General features: G+C 68.4%; 17 protein-coding genes. 9 read left to right on the top strand and 8 right to left on the bottom strand.

Annotation, left to right across the window (positions count from 1 at the left end):
- Positions 1–361 precede the first annotated feature (361 nt).
- Positions 362–613: a type II toxin-antitoxin system Phd/YefM family antitoxin gene (locus tag H9634_RS03260; protein WP_191725351.1), complete on the top strand. Its 252-nt coding sequence runs from the start codon at positions 362–364 to the stop codon at positions 611–613.
- Positions 610–792 (top strand): PIN domain-containing protein, encoded by a 183-nt coding sequence (locus tag H9634_RS03255; RefSeq protein ID WP_225210530.1) that lies wholly within the window; start codon positions 610–612, stop codon positions 790–792. The genes H9634_RS03260 and H9634_RS03255 overlap by 4 nt, the downstream gene beginning before the upstream one ends.
- Before the next feature lie 109 nt (positions 793–901).
- Here H9634_RS03255 and fabG read toward each other — a convergent pair whose 3' ends face one another.
- The gene (gene fabG / locus H9634_RS03250) at positions 902–1,651 is read right to left on the bottom strand and encodes a 3-oxoacyl-ACP reductase FabG (protein ID WP_318244984.1); all 750 of its coding nucleotides are present in this window, start codon (positions 1,649–1,651) and stop codon (positions 902–904) included.
- Positions 1,648–2,106 (bottom strand): MaoC family dehydratase, encoded by a 459-nt coding sequence (locus H9634_RS03245; RefSeq protein WP_191725350.1) that lies wholly within the window; start codon positions 2,104–2,106, stop codon positions 1,648–1,650. Before H9634_RS03245 ends, fabG begins: the two co-directional genes overlap by 4 nt.
- Before the next feature lie 174 nt (positions 2,107–2,280).
- Between H9634_RS03245 and H9634_RS03240 the strand changes: the two genes are divergently transcribed.
- Positions 2,281–2,988, top strand: coding sequence for an NUDIX hydrolase (locus H9634_RS03240; RefSeq protein ID WP_225210529.1), 708 nt, complete (start codon positions 2,281–2,283; stop codon positions 2,986–2,988).
- Positions 2,989–3,107: 119 nt separating this feature from the next.
- Here H9634_RS03240 and H9634_RS03235 read toward each other — a convergent pair whose 3' ends face one another.
- Together H9634_RS03235 and H9634_RS03230 are read right to left on the bottom strand one after the other, a co-directional pair.
- A complete protein-coding gene (locus H9634_RS03235) occupies positions 3,108–3,527 on the bottom strand; it encodes an NUDIX hydrolase (RefSeq protein WP_191725349.1) in 420 nt (139 codons plus the stop codon).
- A 131-nt stretch (positions 3,528–3,658) separates the two neighbouring features.
- Entirely contained in the window at positions 3,659–3,805 is a 147-nt protein-coding gene (locus H9634_RS03230; protein WP_191725348.1) for a hypothetical protein, read from the bottom strand.
- Between H9634_RS03230 and H9634_RS03225 the strand changes: the two genes are divergently transcribed.
- The gene (locus H9634_RS03225; protein WP_191725347.1) at positions 3,804–5,537 is read left to right on the top strand and encodes an ABC transporter ATP-binding protein; all 1,734 of its coding nucleotides are present in this window, start codon (positions 3,804–3,806) and stop codon (positions 5,535–5,537) included. The genes H9634_RS03230 and H9634_RS03225 overlap by 2 nt on opposite strands.
- A gap of 5 nt (positions 5,538–5,542) precedes the next feature.
- Positions 5,543–7,561, top strand: a complete 2,019-nt coding sequence (locus tag H9634_RS03220; RefSeq protein ID WP_318244983.1) for an ABC transporter ATP-binding protein — start codon at positions 5,543–5,545, stop codon at positions 7,559–7,561.
- Between the two features lie 73 nt (positions 7,562–7,634).
- Here H9634_RS03220 and H9634_RS03215 read toward each other — a convergent pair whose 3' ends face one another.
- Entirely contained in the window at positions 7,635–8,444 is an 810-nt protein-coding gene (locus tag H9634_RS03215) for an enoyl-CoA hydratase-related protein (protein ID WP_191725346.1), read from the bottom strand.
- A 498-nt stretch (positions 8,445–8,942) separates the two neighbouring features.
- On the opposite strand from H9634_RS03215, the gene H9634_RS03210 reads away from it, so the two are divergent.
- Positions 8,943–9,134 carry a hypothetical protein gene (locus H9634_RS03210; RefSeq protein ID WP_191725345.1) on the top strand — a complete coding sequence of 64 codons (192 nt, stop codon included), beginning with the start codon at positions 8,943–8,945 and terminating at the stop codon, positions 9,132–9,134.
- Between the two features lie 33 nt (positions 9,135–9,167).
- Entirely contained in the window at positions 9,168–10,892 is a 1,725-nt protein-coding gene (locus H9634_RS03205) for a thiamine pyrophosphate-dependent enzyme (protein ID WP_191725344.1), read from the top strand.
- 186 nt (positions 10,893–11,078) lie between these two features.
- Here H9634_RS03205 and H9634_RS03200 read toward each other — a convergent pair whose 3' ends face one another.
- The 3 genes from H9634_RS03200 to H9634_RS03190 all read right to left on the bottom strand — a co-directional run bounded on the left by H9634_RS03200 (position 11,079) and on the right by H9634_RS03190 (position 15,123).
- Entirely contained in the window at positions 11,079–11,540 is a 462-nt protein-coding gene (locus H9634_RS03200) for a hypothetical protein (protein WP_191725343.1), read from the bottom strand.
- 149 nt (positions 11,541–11,689) lie between these two features.
- Positions 11,690–13,606, bottom strand: coding sequence for an FAD-binding monooxygenase (locus H9634_RS03195; protein ID WP_191725342.1), 1,917 nt, complete (start codon positions 13,604–13,606; stop codon positions 11,690–11,692).
- Between the two features lie 26 nt (positions 13,607–13,632).
- Entirely contained in the window at positions 13,633–15,123 is a 1,491-nt protein-coding gene (locus H9634_RS03190; RefSeq protein ID WP_191725341.1) for an MFS transporter, read from the bottom strand.
- A gap of 254 nt (positions 15,124–15,377) precedes the next feature.
- Here H9634_RS03190 and H9634_RS03185 point away from each other — a divergent pair, with 254 nt between their 5' ends.
- On the top strand, positions 15,378–16,877 hold the full coding sequence (locus H9634_RS03185) for a fumarylacetoacetate hydrolase family protein (RefSeq protein WP_191725340.1): 1,500 nt from the start codon (positions 15,378–15,380) through the stop codon (positions 16,875–16,877).
- Positions 16,874–17,581 carry a GntR family transcriptional regulator gene (locus tag H9634_RS03180; RefSeq protein WP_191725339.1) on the top strand — a complete coding sequence of 236 codons (708 nt, stop codon included), beginning with the start codon at positions 16,874–16,876 and terminating at the stop codon, positions 17,579–17,581. The genes H9634_RS03185 and H9634_RS03180 overlap by 4 nt, the downstream gene beginning before the upstream one ends.
- Positions 17,582–17,604: the final 23 nt, after the last annotated feature.

Below are 17,604 nucleotides of genomic sequence, written 5' to 3'. Positions count from 1 at the left end.
TCGGCACCGTCGCGAACGTAGCGGTAAGGCTGCTGCGTCGTCATTGCGATCGACTCGAACACTGTGAGCATATACCCTCTAGGGGTATTTCGAAAAGGCGTTTCCGCACCACCGCATCATGTGCTTCATCGAGTTGCGCTGACTGCCGCACATGCATCCGAAGCCTGACCGTCAGGCGTCAGGCGCCAAACGTCGGGCGATTCCGCCATCATCATCGACGCGGCCGCGCTGCAGTCATGGGCAGCAGATCTCTTGACGGGCACGGCAATGAGACACCACCCTGTTCGACGAACAGGTTCCGCCCGCGACCAGCGGAGAGCATACTGCCTACAGGAGGTACTTTCCGTCGGAGGTGGGATGCATGAGCACCGTCATCACAAGCCGCGAGTTCAACCGCGATGTGTCAGCCGCCATGCGCGCAGCCGAATACGGGCCGGTCACCATCACAGATCATGGACGCCCGTCTCACGTGCTCATCACCGCCGGGGAATACAACCGCATCACCGGGCGGGACGAGCTGGTGGGAGACCGGCTCTGGCGCAACCAGGATCCCACCATCGAGTTCGACCTGCCTTCGCGCCGCATCGAACCGGAACGGAACTTCGACCAGTGAGATTCCTGCTCGATACCGATGTTCTCAATGCAACTCGCCTGTATGTTCCTGACCCCATGCCCGAAATGGACGCTCTCATCGCCGCCACTGCTGTGGAACATGACATGACGATCGTCACCCGCAACATCAGGAAGTTTCAGCTCCCGGGAGTGAACCTGCTCGACACCTCGACGCAGTGAACCGTGCATCACCACCAGCGGCAGCGATTCCACTGGGGCAGCGAGAATGCCGGCGCCGACCGACTCATCAGCCCCGCGCCAGGTCCGCTATCAGCCCGACGCGCTGACTTCACAGATTGCGGCCGCCGGAGATCTCCAGCACGGTGCCGGTCATGTAGCTCGACATGTCCGAGGCGAGGAACAGTGCGACCTGCGCGACCTCGGCCGGTTCGCCGAATCGGCCGAGCGGGATCTCAGTCAGGCGCTGGGCCAGCACATCGTCCTTCATCGCCTCGATCATCGGGGTGCGGATGAGGCCGGGCTGGATCGCGTTGACGCGCACGCCGGCGAAGCCGACCTCCTTGCACGCCGCCTTCGTCATCCCGACGATCCCGGCCTTGGCTGCCGAGTAGTTCGTCTGCCCCGGATTGCCGACCTTGCCGGAGATCGAGGAGACGTTGACGATCGAGCCGCCTGACTCCTGCCCGCGCATAAGACCTGCGGCGGTTCTGAGCCCGTTCCACGTCCCGCGCAGGTGCACGGAGATGACCTGGTCGAACTGCTCCTCAGTCATCTTGCGCATCGTCGCATCGCGGGTGATGCCGGCATTGTTGACCATGACATCGAGCGCACCGAAGGCATCGACGGCCTTCTGGCACAGGGCTTCGACATCGGCCAGGGCCACGACATCGCAGCCGAGACCGATGGCACGCTCACCGATGTCCAGACGCTCCGCCGCCTCGGCGACGGCCGACCCGTTGAGGTCTCCCAGCACGAGGTTCGCACCCGCGGCGACATATGCCTCGGCGATGGCGAACCCAAGGCCCTGGGCGGCACCGGTGATGACAGCGGTGCGCCCGGCGAGCAGCCCGGAGCTCACTGTTCGACCATGAGCGAGACGCTCTCGGCAATGCAGGCCGGGCGCTGCTCGCCATCGATCTCGATGACGTGGGTCATGATGACCATGACGCCGGCGTCCTTGCGCTCGACGCTGTCGAGGGTGATGGTGTCGCGCACGCGGGCGCCGGAGGGCACCGGCTGCGGGAAGCGGACCTTGTTGAGCCCGTAGTTGATCTTCATCTTCATGCCGGTGACGTCGATGGTGCGCTGCGAGAGCATCGGCAGCAGCGACAGGGTGAGGAAGCCGTGGGCGATGGTGCCGCCGAACGGGCCGGCCTTGGCCTTCTCCTCATCGAGGTGGATCCACTGGTGGTCGTCGGTCGCATCGGCGAAGAGCTGGATCCGATCCTGGTCGATCGTCACCCAGTCGCTTGAGCCGACTTCCTGTCCCACGAGCTTCTCCAGCTCGGCGATCCCGTTGATCTCACGCACCATTGCTACTCCTTCATCGCCGCAGGCGGCACTTGCGCGGCCCGCCCGATTCGCACCGTGGCAGGCCGCAGTCGTCTTGCACCAGGCCGCGGCCGGCACCTGTGGCCCGCCGCGTCCCAGGTCAGTCTAATGGGTTAGGGTGACAGACGACACACCTGGTGACAGCTGACTGGAGGCATGATGGTCCGCAATCTCGGCCCGGAGGGAACCGACCGCTCCGACGTCGTCGACATCACCGATGCGACCGTCATGCCCGCCGACCCGCACGCCGTGCCCGTCCGCCCGGCCGTCAGCGTGCTGCTCATCCGCGACGGCGATGATGGCCTGGAGGTCTTCGTCCAGCACCGGGTGGCGACAATGGACTTCGCCGCAGGCGTCGTCGTCTACCCCGGCGGCCGGGTCGATCCGGTCGATGAGACGACCGGGGCGAGCCTGGCGACCGCGCCCGAGGTGGTGGACGCCCATGAGCAGGCGTGGCACTTGAGTGCGTGCGCCGAACTGCCCGGAGGCGCCCGCACGCTCATGGCGTGTGCGATTCGCGAGGTCGCCGAGGAGGCCGGCGTCGTGCTGGCCGCTGAGGACCTCAAACCGTGGGCGAACTGGGTGACCCCGCCGGGGCGGTCCCGCCGCTTCGACACCTACTTCTTCGTAACGGCCCCGGAAGATGCCGATGCCGCGGTGCATCAGACGACCGAGGCCGAGAACTCCGAGTGGATGAACGTCCGGCACATCATCGCCGAGGAGGAGGCGCACCGGCTCAAGCTCATGCGCCCGACGCTCGCGCTGCTCGGCGAGATCGACGCGCTCGGCTCGGTCGAGGCGGTCATGGGCAGCGATCACGAGATCGTGCCGGTCAAGCCGCGCGAACCCGGCAAGCACAGCTGAGGATCTGCTCGTCGACAGCAGTCTGACCGCCTGCCCTCGGCCGGCCGCTGGGAGCGGGACCGCCCTGAGCGCGGTGACCTGGCGCGATGTCGGGGGATATGGTGGAGCTGTCCATCCTGTCAGTCCAACCCCGCCATCTCCACCGCGATCTTCACAAGCCCCACCTGCGGCAGGTCAGCCAGCTCATCGAGTGGGATCCAGGCGGCCCGGTCGCTCGACCCGCCGACCTCGTGGCGCAGCTGCCCGCCGGTGACGCTGGCGGTGTAGATGATGCGCAGCGCATGCAGGGTCTTCCCGGGTTTGAGCCGGCGCTCACCGGGCACCACGAGCGAATCGATGCCGAGCAGCTCGCCCAAGGCGACCTCATAGCCGGTCTCCTCATACACCTCGCGCACGGCGGCATCGGCCGGATCCTCACCCTCCTCGAGTCCGCCGCCGGGCATCGACCACAGCGGCGCGGGTCCTTCGATCCAGCGGGACATGAGCAGGCGACGCTCGTCATCGACGATGACGCAGTAGGCTCCCACACGCAGACGCATGATGCCAGATTACGGCACCCCGGTTCGCTGTGAGCGAGAACACCCATGCGGCTATAGGCATGCGCCGGCCAGCGGAGTAGGATGGTGCTTTCGCCGGTCGGCCCGCCGGCACCCAGCATCAGCCCGCAGACTCACGACTGCCCGCCGCTGCGTCCACCTGCCAGCACCCACGCCGCAGGCGTGCCACGATCTGCCTCCCACCACTGCCGACGGGAGGTCCGCTCGCCGCCGACGGCCACCGCCTCGGCGGCGTCAACCACCCGCATCAGGGGAGACATGCTGCTCACGCTGCTCAAACGGTACCTGCGCCCCTACACCGGGGCGCTCGTCATCGTGCTCATCTTCGAATTCGTCCAGTCCCTGGCCGCGCTCTACCTGCCGACCCTCAACGCCCACATCGTCGACCGTGGTGTCGCCCAGGCCGATGTGCCGCTCATCTGGCGCCTTGGCGGCCTCATGCTGCTGGTGAGCTTCGTGCAGCTGGTCACGATGATCATCGCGGTGTACTTCGGGGCGCGCACCGCGATGCGCGCCGGCCGCGACCTGCGCCGCGACGTCTTCCACACCGGCCAGTCCTTCTCCCAGCACGAGGTCGCCCGCTTCGGTGCGGCCACCCTCATCACCCGCAACACCAACGACGTCAAGCAGGTGCAGATGCTCATCCTCATGAGCTGCACGATGCTCGTCATGGCCCCGATGATGGCCCTGGGCGGGATCATCATGGCGCTGAGTCAGGACCTGGGGCTGTCCTGGCTCATCCTGGTGGCCGTGCCGCTGCTGCTCGTGGCGCTCGGCATCCTCATCGCCCGGATGATCCCGCAGTTCAAGGTCATGCAGACCCGCATCGACAAGATCAACGCCGTCGCCCGCGAACAGCTCACCGGCATCCGCGTCATCCGCGCCTTCGCCCGCGAGGCCACCGAACGCGGCCGCTTCGACATCGCCAACCGGGAGCTGACGGAGACGAACTTCCGAGTCGGCATGCTGTTCGCGCTCATGTTCCCGCTCGTCATGGGCATCCTCAACGTCTCCTCCGTCGCCGTCATCTGGTTCGGCGGCCTGCAGGTCGAGGCCGGCATCACCGAGGTCGGCACGATGATGGCGTTCATGCAGTACCTCATGCAGATCCTCATGGGCGTGATGATGGCGACGTTCATGACAATGATGATCCCGCGCGCGGCCGTCTCGGCCAAGCGGATCGGCGAGGTGCTGGCCACCGCCCCGACGGTCAACCCGCCTGCTGACCCCGTGCCCGAGGTGGAGATCCCGGGTGCCGTCCGGCTCACCTCGGCGACGTTCGGATTCCCCGGGGCCGAGGCGCCGGTGCTGCGCGATGTCACCGCCGCCTTCCAACCGGGGACGACGACGGCGATCATCGGCTCGACCGGGGCCGGGAAGTCGACCCTGCTCGGGCTCATCCCCCGGCTGTTCGACGTGCAGTCCGGAACCGTCGAAGTCGGCGGCGTCGACGTCCGCCGGCTCGACCCTGCGGTGCTGCATGCCCAGATCGGGCTCGTGCCGCAGAAGGCCTTCCTGTTCTCCGGGACGGTGGCGAGCAATCTGCGCTACGGCAACCCCGAGGCCACCGATGATGAGCTGTGGCAGGCCCTCGAGGTCGCGCAGGCGGCCGGGTTCGTCGCCGAGATGCCCGGCGGGCTGGAGGCGCGCATCGCCCAGGGCGGGCAGAACGTCTCCGGCGGGCAGCGCCAGCGGCTGGCGATCGCCCGCGCGCTCGTGGCGAACCCGCCGGTGCTGCTGTTCGACGACTCGTTCTCCGCCCTCGACACCGAGACCGATGCCCGGCTTCGTGCCGCGCTCGACGAGCACTACGGGCATGCCACCCGGATCATCGTCGCCCAGCGCATCGCCTCGATCACCGACGCCGACCAGATCATCGTCCTCGATGACGGTGCGGTCGTGGGCGCCGGCACCCATGACGAGCTTGCGGCCGGCAATGAGGTCTACCGCGAGATCGTCGAATCCCAGCGCAGCGTCGGGAGTGCACTGTGAACCCCGTGAATCCAGAGAAGCCCACGGCGGCGGAGCCGACCGATCAGACCAGCCCGGCCACCGCCTCGGGCGCGGTCGACGAGGCAGACGACAACCAGCCCCCGCCCTCAGCCGGCGACTGGGGGACCGCGCCGATGGGCAAGGCGAAGGCGTTCTGGCCGAACTTCAACCGGCTGGCCGGCTGGTTCCGGCCGCACACACTGCTGCTCATGCTCGCGCTGCTCTCCGGCGTGGCTGCGGTGGTGCTCACGACGCTGGGGCCGAAGATCCTCGGCGAGGCGACGAACATCGTCTTCGAAGGCGCGATCGCCTCGCGCCTGCCGGCCGATATGACGCAGGACCAGCTCGTCGGCCAGCTGCGCGCCGAAGGCCGCACCACTGAGGCCGACATGCTCGCCGCCATGCACATCACCCCAGGTCAGAGCATGGATGTCCGCGCGCTGGGGCAGACGCTGCTGCTGGCGCTCGGGGTGTTCCTCGCCGGATCGGTGATGCTGTGGGCGATGTCGGCGCTCGTCAACGTCGTCATCCAGCGGGTGATGCGGCTCATGCGCACCCGGATCGAGGACAAGATCCACCAGGTGCCGCTGTCGTACTACGACCGGATGCAGCGCGGAGATCTGCTCTCACGCCTGACGAACGACCTCGACAACCTCAGCCAGGTGCTCAACCAGTCGGTCGGGCAGATCGTCAACAGCGTGCTGACGATCATCGCGGTGCTTGTCATGATGCTGACGATCTCGCTCAAGCTCACGCTCGTCGCTCTCGTCGCGATCCCGCTCATCGCGGTAGTCGTCGGGATCATCGCGACGCGCTCGCAGAAGCAGTTCGTCGCCCAGTGGGCCGAGACAGGCACACTCAATGCCCGGGTCGAGGAGTCCTTCACCGGCCATGCGCTCGTGCGCGTGTTCGGCCGCAGCGGCGACGTCCAGCGGGCCTTCGATGCCGAGAACGAGCAGGTCTACCAGGCCAGCTTCAAGGCGCAGTTCCTCTCCGGTGTGCTCATGCCGATGATGATGTTCCTCGGCAACCTCGTCTACGTCGCCATCGCCGTCGTCGGCGGGGTCATGGTGGCGACCGGGTCGCTGCGGCTGGGTGATGTGCAGGCATTCATCCAGTACTCACGCCAGTTCATGCAGCCCCTCGGGCAGCTCGGCGGGATGGCCGCGCAGCTGCAGTCGGCCGTGGCGAGCGCCGAGCGGGTCTTCGAGTTCCTCGACGTCGAGGAGGAGGGGCTCAACCCGGATCCGGTTGAGGGTGCGCACCCGGTGCGCGGGGCGATCGACTTCGAGCACGTGCGCTTCTCCTACTCCCCCGACAGCGAGCTCATCCGCAACATGAACCTGCATGTCGAACCGGGCCAGACGGTGGCGATCGTCGGGCCGACCGGGGCGGGGAAGACGACGCTGGTGAACCTGCTCATGCGCTTCTACGAGCTCGACGGCGGGCGGATCCTCTTTGACGGTGTCGACACCGCCCAGATGTCACGGGCCGCAGTGCGCCGCAGGATGGGCATGGTGCTGCAGGATACGTGGCTGTTCGGCGGGACCATCGAGGAGAACATCGCCTACGGCAACCCGGATGCCGGGCCCGATGAGGTGCAGCGTGCCGCCGAGGCGACCTATGTCGACCGGTTCGTCCGCAGCCTGCCCGCCGGCTATGACACGGTGCTCGATGAGGACGGCACGAGCCTGTCGGCCGGTGAGAAGCAGCTCATCACGATCGCGCGCGCCTTCGTCGCCGATCCCCCGGTGCTCATCCTCGATGAGGCGACCTCCTCGGTCGACACCCGCACCGAGGTGCTCGTCCAGGAGGCGATGCATGCGCTGCGGGCCGGGCGGACGAGTTTCGTCATCGCCCACCGGCTCTCGACGATCCGCGATGCTGACGTCATCGTCGTCATGGAGCACGGCGACATCGTCGAGCAGGGTTCGCATGAGGAGCTCATCGCCGCTGACGGCGCTTATGCCGGGCTGTACCGTGCGCAGTTCGCGCAGGCGGTGGCCAGCGGCGAAGAGGAGTAGGCAGCGGCAGAGGTGAGCGGTGAGCGTGAGAGGCGAGCGGTGCTCGCAGTGCCGCGACGGAGGTGGGCGGCTCTCAGCGTTTGCGTGCTGTGAGTTCGGCCATCCGCCTTTGGACCGCCTGCTGTTGTTCGGGTCCGCCGATGAGTGAGCGGATCGCCTCCTGCTCAGCGGCGAAGCCCTCGGCGAGGGTGGCAGTGGCGGCGAGGTCGACGAGCTGCTTGGCTGCCTGCAGGGCAGGGCGGGATTTCTGGGCCAGTTCGCGACCGAGGGCGAGCGCTGCGGCGTTGGCGTCATCGGCGAGTTCGTCGACCATGCCCCAGGCGAGTGCGGTGTCGGCGTCGATGACGCGGCCGGTGAGGATCGCCAGCTTGGCCCGGCCGGGCCCGGTGAGCCGGGTGAGCAGCTGGGTGCCGCACATGTCCGGGATGATCCCCCAGTTGACTTCCATCATCGAGGCTCTGAGCTCGCGGCTGGCGATGCGCACGTCCGCGCCGAGGGCGATCTGCAGCCCGCCGCCGTAGGCGACCGACTGCACAGCGGCGATGACCGGGGCGGGCACCAGCGACCATACGTGCACGCACTGCTGGGCCAGGGCGCGGGCGGCACCGAGGGGCTCCTCGGACTCCGGTGATCCCCCACCACCGGAGACCATCCGGCCGAATTCGCTGACATCGAGGCCGGCGCAGAACGCCCGGCCGCGCCCGGAAAGCACGACGGCGCTGACATCGTCGCGGTCGATGAGGCCTGTGCCGATCTCGACGAGGTCGGCCATCACCTCGCCGGTGAGCGAGTTGAGGGTCTCAGCCCGGTCGATTTCGACGTGGGCGAGGCCATCGGTGACGGTGAGGACGACGGCGCCGTGGGAGGCGCGGGTCTCGGTCATGGTGCTCCTTTGCAGGCCAGGGGCAGGCGGGACGGTGCCGTCAGCCTATCGCGAGAACCGCCTCGGGAATGGTCGCGGACTCCGCCGCGGGAACGGTGGTGAGCACCGCCTCGGGCGCGGGCACGGATTCAGGGACGGCGCCGGTGCTGGGCGCGGCGCCACCCTTTCGCTGATCGTCTCGTCGATGGTTCTGGCCAGCAGCTGCGTCGTCTCGAGGCGGTGCAGTGTCAGCCAGGTCCCATTTCAGTTCGCAATCATTCTTCTCGCAGACGCTTTCAGGCAATCGGACGGGCCGGTGCAAGTCAGAACACGCCCGGCATGTGAGCGGTCCCACTTTCGTTCGTATCGATGACGACGCAGGTCAGAGGGCACGAGTCAGTCAAGGGCACTTGCATTCATGCACAGGGAGGAGGACAGTGGAAACCGGAGTGGACGCCATGCCCGCCGGAAAGGTCAGCGATGTGCAGGCTAGTCGGTCTCAGCGCTGGGCGGCAGCGCGTGGAAGCAACAGTCTGGCTGAACGCCGTCCCCGCCGCCGACGACGAGTTCTGCGCACTGCGCTATCCCCACGAACTCCATCTGCTCAGCCGCGAGATTCCGGCCCTCCCGCTGACCAGCCCGCCACCCGCATCACGCAGCCCCCGCCTCGGCGACGGGACGCGCCCGGGCCCCACAGCCACCCGCACCTGACCGCACAGACGCACACGAGAAGGAGTCCATGTCATGACGACGATCGCCGAGCACATCATCCGCACCCTCGCCGACCACGGGGTCGAGCAGTCCTGGGGTGTCGTAGGCGATGCGCTCAATCCGCTGACCGATGCGATCCGCCGCGACGGGCGGATCCAGTGGATCGGGGTGCGGCACGAGGAGGTGGCCGCGTTCGCCGCTGGCGCGCAAGCGCAGCTGAGCAACCGCATCGGGCTGTGCATGGGCACCGTCGGGCCGGGTTCGGTCCACCTGCTCAACGGCCTGTACGACGCGAAGAAGTCCCACGCCCCGGTGCTGGCGATCTGCGGGCAGGTGCCGAGCGCCGAGGCCGGCAGCGACTACTTCCAGGAGGTCGACAACGACCTGCTGTTCGCCGATGTCGCGGTGTACAACCAGACGATCACCTCAGCTGAGCAGGTGCCGCACATGCTCGAGCAGGCGATCAACACCGCCTACGCCGAATCCGGGGTCGCGGTGCTCACGCTCCCCGGCGACCTCGGCACCCTCGAACTCGACGATCCGGTCGAGCCGGCCCTCGCCGGTCCGCTGCCGGCCGGGGCGCCGGCGGCAGCCCAGCTCGATGCCGCGGCTGCCGCGCTCAACGATGCCACGGCTGTCACGGTGCTCGCCGGCATCGGGGCGCGGGAGTCCCGGGCTGAGGTGCTCGCGCTGTGCGAGACGCTCAATGCGCCGATGGTCGTGACCATCAAGGGCAAGGACGCGTTCGACGACGACAATCCCTTCAACGTCGGGCAGTCCGGGCTCATCGGCAATCCGGCCGCAGCCGAGGCCTTCGACGGCTGCGATGTGCTGCTCATGCTCGGCACCGACTTCCCGTACCGGGAGTGGTTCCCCGAAGGCAAGACCGTCATCCAGGTCGACGTGCGCCCGGCCCACATCGGCCGGCGCACGCAGGTGAACCTGCCGCTGGTCGGCGATGTCGGTGAGACCCTGCGGGCCCTGCAGCCCCGGCTGCAGCCGAAGAAGGACGACAAGCTGCTGACCAAGGTGCAGAAGCGCTACGCCGACTGGCGCAAGCACCAGGGCATCCTGTCCGACCCCGAGGGCGGCACCGCCTCGATGCTCGAGCGGATCCGCGGGCTGTTCGACAACCCTGATGACCGGATCCGCCCGGAGATGGTCGGCGCGCTGCTCGATGAGCTCGCCCCGGCCGACGCAGTCTTCACCACGGATACGGGCATGTCGACGGTGTGGATGTCGCGGTTCATCAGCATGCGCGATGAGCGCCGGCTGCTCGGCTCGTTCAATCTCGGGTCGATGGCCAATGCGCTCCCTCAGGCCCTCGGTGCGCAGGCGCTCGACCGGTCGCGGCCGGTGGTGGCGATGTGCGGAGACGGCGGGCTCATGATGCTGCTCGGCGATATGCGCACCGCGGTCACCTACGATCTGCCGGTCGTTGCGGTCGTCTTCAACAACTCCCGCCTCGGCATGGTCAAGCTCGAACAGGAGCAGGGCGGGCTGCCGGAGTTCGGCACTGAGCTCGACAACCCGGACTTCGCCGCCGTCGCCACGGCCATGGGTTGGACCGCCCGCCGGGTGGAGGAGCCGGAAGATCTGGAGGAGTCGCTGCGCTGGGCGTTTGCGCAGAGGACCCCGGTGCTCATCGATGTGCTGACGAACCCCGAGGAGATCTCCGTGCCGCCGAAGCCGACGGTCGAACAGGGCTGGGGCTTCGCGATCGCGAAGGTCAAAGAGACCCTCGAAAGCCGCCGCTGAGTCCCACCGGCCACCGGGGTGATCCGCCAACCCGGCGCCCTGGCCTCGTCGAGGTCAGGGCGCCGGTGCGTGCGGAGACAGACGGATCGACGTTGACTGCACTATCCAGGTCCGAGGATTCAGCAGTCGGCGCGACTGGATGTCGTCCGGCCCCGGCCCGGCACTCCTCAGCGGGGTGCCAACTCCTCAGTGGGGCGCCATGGTGCCGATCCGTGCGGCGGCGTCCTCCGCCTCGGGCGTGGTGAAGACGATCGCCTTGCCGGCAGTCCGGTGGATGATGAGCGCTGGCCCGTCGCGGAGCACGAAGCCCTTGGCTGACCGGTTCGACCGCCAGCCCCAGCCGAGGTAGTCGCCGAGCGCGTCGATGCGGACGACCTCGAGGCCGGTGATCTCCTCCGGCCGGATGTGCACGCGCGGGAATCCCAGCACCGAGGCGGTGGTCACCCCGGTGTCGTCGACCTGCAGGCCGGCGGCGAAGAACGGGGCGGCGATGACGATCACGAACACCGTGCAGGCGAGCATGAACCAGCCGACCTCCGGCCAGTAGGCGATGGTGAGACCGGCCATCGTCGCGATGCTCACGGCGAGGATGACCGCCGGCAGCGGGGAGAGCGCGGTGGTGACACTCCAGGGGGATGTGGGAGCCATGTCCTCACCCTACACACCCCCGAGGCGCCGGTTCCGATCGTTCGGAACCGGCGCCTCGGCAGCGGCTGCAGTCACCGGGACGCGTGCTCACCGTGTGCGGGGCGCGCCAGGCGTGCCGCGGTTGCTCACCTCATGCGCGGTCGCTCAGCTCATGCGCGGTTGAGCAGCGGGGCGAAGTGCTCGCCGACGAGCTCGGGACGGTCGAGCGGCAGCACGGCAGAGACGTACTGGTCGGGCCGGACGATGACGACAGCGCCCTCGCGGGAGATCTCGCGCATCGCGAAGATGTCGCCGGCGAGGTGGCGATCGCTCTCATGGGTGTCCTGCGGGGCGATCGCGAAGACCTTCTCCTGGTCGATGAGCTTGTACGGGCCGACCTTCGGGCGGAACACCTCGGGCACGGAGGTGACCTCGAACTCGTGATGCGCCTGCTGGTAGACGACCTTGACGTCGAAGAGCGCATCCGGATCCGCGCCGGACGGCGTGTGCACGCGCAGCGGCGAGGCGGCGTCGTTGGCCATCCAGTCCGCCCAGCCGGCGAGCTTCGAATCCGCAGCCCCGGCAACCGGGGCGTCGGCGAAGACGTAGATCCGCCAGCGGCCATCGGCCCGGGCGTGGTGGCCCAGGTGCAGCGGCACCGCATCGGCCACCCGCACCACCGGGGCTGACTTGAAGCGCTTGCCCAGCGGGAAGCCCGCGGCCAGCTGCTGGAACTCGGCACCGCCGGTCAGCGGGGCGGAGTCGTATTCGGTCATGAAGCCGGCGGGGAACTCGGCGGTCTTGACGTAGAAGTCGGCGAGGAAGGCGGGGTCTTCGAACTCGCTGGACTTCTTCGCCATGAGCGTCGACCATTCCTTGTCGAAGTCGATGAGGTTCTGCGCCACCGGCTGGCGCTCCCGCGAGTACGAGCGCAGCAGCGACTCCGGGGCCAGGCCGGAGAGCACATGGCCGAGCTTCCAGGAGATGTTGAACCCGTCCTGCATCGACACGTTCATGCCCTGCCCGGCCTTGGCCGAGTGGGTGTGGCAGGCGTCGCCGGTGATGAAGACGCGCGGGGTGCGCTCATCGCCGTCGTCGACGTCGTCGAACCGGTCGGTGACCCGGTGGCCGACCTCGTAGACGGAGTACCAGGCGACGTTCTTGACGTCGAGGGAGTACGGGTGGATGATCGCGTTCGCCTTGGCGATGGTGTCCTCGACGGTGGTCTTGCGGATCGCGCCGGCGTCCTCGGGTGAGACCTCGCCCAAGTCGACGTACATGCGGAACAGGTAGCCGCCCTCACGCGGGATGTGGAGGATGTTGCCGCCGGAGCTCGACTGGATCGCGCACTTCGTGCGGATGTCGGGGAAGTCGGTGACGGCGAGCACGTCCATCACACCCCAGGCGTGGAAGGCCTGGTCGCCCTGCGGTTTGCGGCCGATCGCCTTGCGCACCTGCGAGTGCGCGCCGTCGCAGCCGACGACGTACTTCGCGCGCACCGTGCGGGTGCTGCCCTCATCGGGTCCGGTGGTGCGGCGCAGCTCGACGGCGACCGGGTACTCCTCGGCGTCATCGCGGGACAGGCCGAGCATCTCCCAGCCGTAGTCGGGCTTCATGCGCGCCGGCGAGTTGTGCATGAACGCCGCGAAGTGGTCCTGAATGCGGGCCTGGTTGACGATGAGGTGTGGGAACTCAGAGATGCCGTGCGGGTCATCGGCCGGGCGTGACTGGCGCACGATGTTCTCCGGGTTGTCCGGGTCCGGGCCCCAGAAGCACATCTCGGTGATCCGGTAGGCCTCGTCGATGAGCCGGTTGGCGAACCCGAAGGCCTGGAAGGTCTCGACGCTGCGCGCCTGGATGCCGTCGGCCTGCCCGATCTCCAGCCGCTGCGGGCGGCGCTCAATGATCCGGGTGTGGACGTCGGGGAACTGCGCGAGCTGGGCGGCGGTGATCATGCCGGCCGGCCCGGTGCCGACGATGAGGACGTCCATCTCGTCGGGCAGCTCCTCGGGCCGGTCGAGGCCGATGCCGGCTGCCGGTTCGATGAGCGGGTCGTGGGTGACGTATCCGTGGTGGTGGAATTGCATCTGAGGCTCCTTTGGCTTCGCGCGGCTCAGTGGCCGGCAGTTCCCGGGCGGTCGGTGTTCGTGGTCGCGTCGTCAGTGGTGTCATGGCCCGTGCCCGAGGCGGTGGCCGCCTGGCCCGAGGCGGTGGCCGGCATGGCATGCGGTCCGGTGCGGTGGCTGGATCCGGCGTAGATGCCGCGGGTCTGCTCGTCTTCGGCGTTCGGCGAGAGGTCGATGCCGCGGCGGTCGCGCAGGATCAGGGTGGCGATGAGGCCGATGACGGTCATGCCGAGCAGGTAGACGGTCACGCCGGTCGATGAGCCGGTCGCCTGCTGGATCGACTGGGCGATCATCGGGGCGAAGGCGCCGCCGATGATGGAGCCGAGTGCGTAGGAGATCGACACGCCGGAGAATCGCACTGAGGCGGGGAACAGCTCGGTGTACCAGGCGGCCTGCGGGCCGTAGGTCAGGCCGAGCCCGATCGTCAGCAGCACGAGGGCGAGGGTGAGCATGCCGACGGTGGCGGTGTTGACGAGCGGGAACAGCGCGACGACGGCAGCGCCCTGGAGGATCCAGCCGAGCAGGTAGGTGTTCTTGCGCCCGAGGTGGTCGGAGATCCAGCCGGCGACGAAGGTCGAGAGCAGCCAGGTGACCGAGGAGATCGTCACGGCCCACAGGACCGGTCCCGGCGGCAGAGCGACCGGGCCGTCCGGGTCGGTGGCGTAGTGCTGGACGTAGCCGCCGGTGGTCATGTAGCCGACGGCGTTGTTGCCGGCGAAGACGCAGGCGGCCAGCAGCACGAGCGGGGCGTAGCGGGCGAAGAGGGAGACGACTGGGGCGCTGGCCTGTTCGCGGCGTTCGGCGATCTCGGCGAAGACCGGGGACTCCTCGACGCTGCGGCGGATCCAGTAGCCGACGCCGATGAGCACGATGCTGAAGAGGAACGGGATCCGCCAGCCCCACTGGAGGAAGGCGTCGCCGGGGAAGATCGCGGTCATCATCGCCATCATGGCGCTGGCCAGCAGCAGTCCGAGCGGCACGCCGATCTGCGGCATCGCCCCGAACAGGCCGCGGCGGTGCCCCGGTGCGTGCTCGACGGCCATGAGGACGGCTCCGCCCCATTCGCCGCCGGCGGAGATGCCCTGCAGGATGCGCAGGCCGATGAGCAGCAGTGGCGCGGCGAGGCCGATCGTCTCGTAGGTCGGCAGCAGGCCGATGAGGACGGTGGCCGCACCCATACCGATGAGGGTGACGACGAGGATGAACCGGCGGCCGAGCTTGTCACCGTAGTGGCCTGCGAGGAAGGCGCCGAGCGGGCGGAACAGGAAGCTGATGCCGACGCTGGCGAACGAGATGATGACGGCGAACTGGGCTCCAGCCGGTTCGAAGAACAGCTGGCCGAAGATGAGCCCGGCGGCGGCTGCGTAGACGAAGTAGTCGTACCACTCGATGGTGGTGCCGATGACGGCGGCGAAGGCGACCTTGCGCCGCTCTCTCGCCGAGGTCGGCGAGGTGGTCACAGCTGACGCTGCAGACATGAACGCTCCTTAGACGTCTCTCCAGACCGCAGAAGTCCCGGGTTCGCGATGCCCCGGCGGCAGTGCAGCCAGGTGGTGCAGCCAGGTGCGGCTGCGGAGTATGCGCTGCGGAATATTCGCGGTCTGAGTGAGGTTGCTCACGGTGATAGATGAAAAGATATACGATTTCAGATATTGTGTAAAGCAGATCACATCCGAAGCCGTTTCGGAGACCTGCCTCACGGGCGGTCTCACCAGCAGAGAGCAAGGAGCCCATGGACACCGACGCCGCGACGAACAAGCGCACTGCCGCGCTGCCCCAGGTGCCCGGCAAGATCATCGCCGTCCACCTCAGCTACGAGTCCCGCGCCGCCCAGCGCGGCCGCAAGCCGTCCAGCCCGTCGTACTTCATCAAGCCGCTGAGCTCGGTGGCCGCCTCCGGTGATCCGGCAGGCGCTGAGGTCGCCCGCCCGGCCGGCACCGAACTGCTCGCCTACGAAGGCGAGATCGCCCTCATCATCGGCACGCCCGCCCAGCGGGTGAGCACCGCCGATGCCTGGTCGCACGTCGGCTGGGTGACCGCGGCCAACGACTGGGGCCTGTACGACCTGCGCGCCAACGACAAGGGCTCGAACCTGCGCAACAAGGGCCGCGACGGCTACACTCCGCTGGGTCCCGGCCTCATCGCCGCCGCCGAGGTCTCCCCTGAGCAGCTGCGGGTGCGCACCTGGCACAACGGCCGCCTCGTGCAGGAGGACACCGGCGCCGGGATGTTCTTCCCCTTCGCCCAGCTCATCGCCGACCTGTCCCAGCACGTGACCCTGGAGACCGGCGACATCATCCTCACCGGCACCCCGGCCGGTTCCTCGGTCGCCGCACCCGGCGACGTCATCGAGATCGAGGTCGATGCCCCCGATGCCGCAGGCGCACCGTCGACCGGCCGGCTGGTCAGCACTGTCGTCGAGGGCCCGGGTGACTTCGATGCCGCGATCGGCTCGCTGCCGAAGGTCGATGACACTCAGCGTGAGGAGGCCTACGGCTCCCGCGCGGCCGCCGGCCTGGATCCGCGCCCGGCCCTGACCGCTGAGCTGCGCGCCAAGCTCGCTGAGATCCCGGTCGCCGGGCTGTCCCAGCAGCTGCGCCAGCGCGGCCTGAACAATGTCACCATCGACGGGGTGCGCTCGAACCGGCCGGGCGCCAAGATCGTCGGCACCGCCAAGACCCTGCGCTTCATCGCCGGGCGCGAGGACCTGTTCAAGAGCCACGGCGGCGGCTTCAACGCCCAGAAGCGCTGCTTCGACACCGTCGGTGAGGGCGAGGTCATCGTCATCGAGGCTCGCGGAGAGACCGGCTCGGGCACGCTCGGCGACATCCTCGCCCTGCGCGCCAAGACCCGGGGCGCTGCCGGCATCATCACCGACGGCGGCGTGCGCGACTACGCCGCAGTCGCCGACATCGACATCCCGGTCTTCTCCCAGGGCGCCCACCCTGCCGTGCTCGGCCGCCGCCACGTGCCGTGGGACACCGACCTGACGATCAGCTGCGGCGGCACCGTCGTGCAGCCCGGCGACATCATCGTCGCCGATGACGACGGTGCCATCGTCATCCCCCCGGCCCTGGCCGAGGAGGTCGCCGAGGCGGCTGCGAAGAAGGAGACCGAGGACGCCTGGGTCTTCGAACAGGTCGCAGACGGCCACCCGGTCGACGGGCTGTTCCCGATGAACAAGGACTGGCGGGCCAAGTACGAAGCCGCGCAGCAGGCTGGCCGGTCATGAGCCGCCGGCCAGCCACCGCCTCGGCGACGGCGAGCCCGCCGCAGGTCGCCACCACCGTCGTGGCCTCGAAGTCGCAGCGGGCCTATGACTGGATCCGCGAGCGGATCCTGTCGAAGGAGTTCGGCTCCGGGTACCGCCTCGTCCTCGCGCCGATCGCCGGGGAGCTGCAGATGAGCGCGATCCCGGTGCGCGAGGCGATCCGGCGGCTCGAGGCCGAGGGGCTCGTCGAGTACGACCGCAACGTCGGCGCCCGTGTCGCGCTCGTCGACGAGCAGGCCTACCTCGATGCGATGCAGACCCTCGGCGTGGCCGAAGGCTATGCGACCGCGCTGTCGGCACCGCTGCTCGATGCGGCTGCCCTCGATGAGGCTGAGGCGATCAATGAGCGGATGCGCTCACTGCTCGACCGGCTCGACCCGCACTACTTCACGCAGCTGAACAAGGAATTCCACTCCGTGCTGTTCAGGGCGTGCCCCAACCCGCTCGTCCTCGAGCAGGTGCACCGCTGCTGGACGCGGATGTCGGGGCTGCGCGATTCGACGTTCACGTTCGTGCCCGGCCGGGCCGAGGAGTCGGTTGTCGAGCATGCGCAGATCCTCGGGCTCATCCGCGACGGGGCCGAGCCCATCGACATCGAGCTCGCCGCCCGCAACCACCGCCACCGGACCCTGCAGGCGTTCCTCGACCGCAATCCCGCCACCTGACCGACCGGGCCGGCAGCCGACCG

This window comes from Brevibacterium gallinarum (genome assembly GCF_014836885.1).
In the GTDB taxonomy this organism is placed as follows: Bacteria; Actinomycetota; Actinomycetes; order Actinomycetales; family Brevibacteriaceae; genus Brevibacterium; species Brevibacterium gallinarum.
This window is presented reverse-complemented; position numbering and strand designations above follow the sequence as displayed.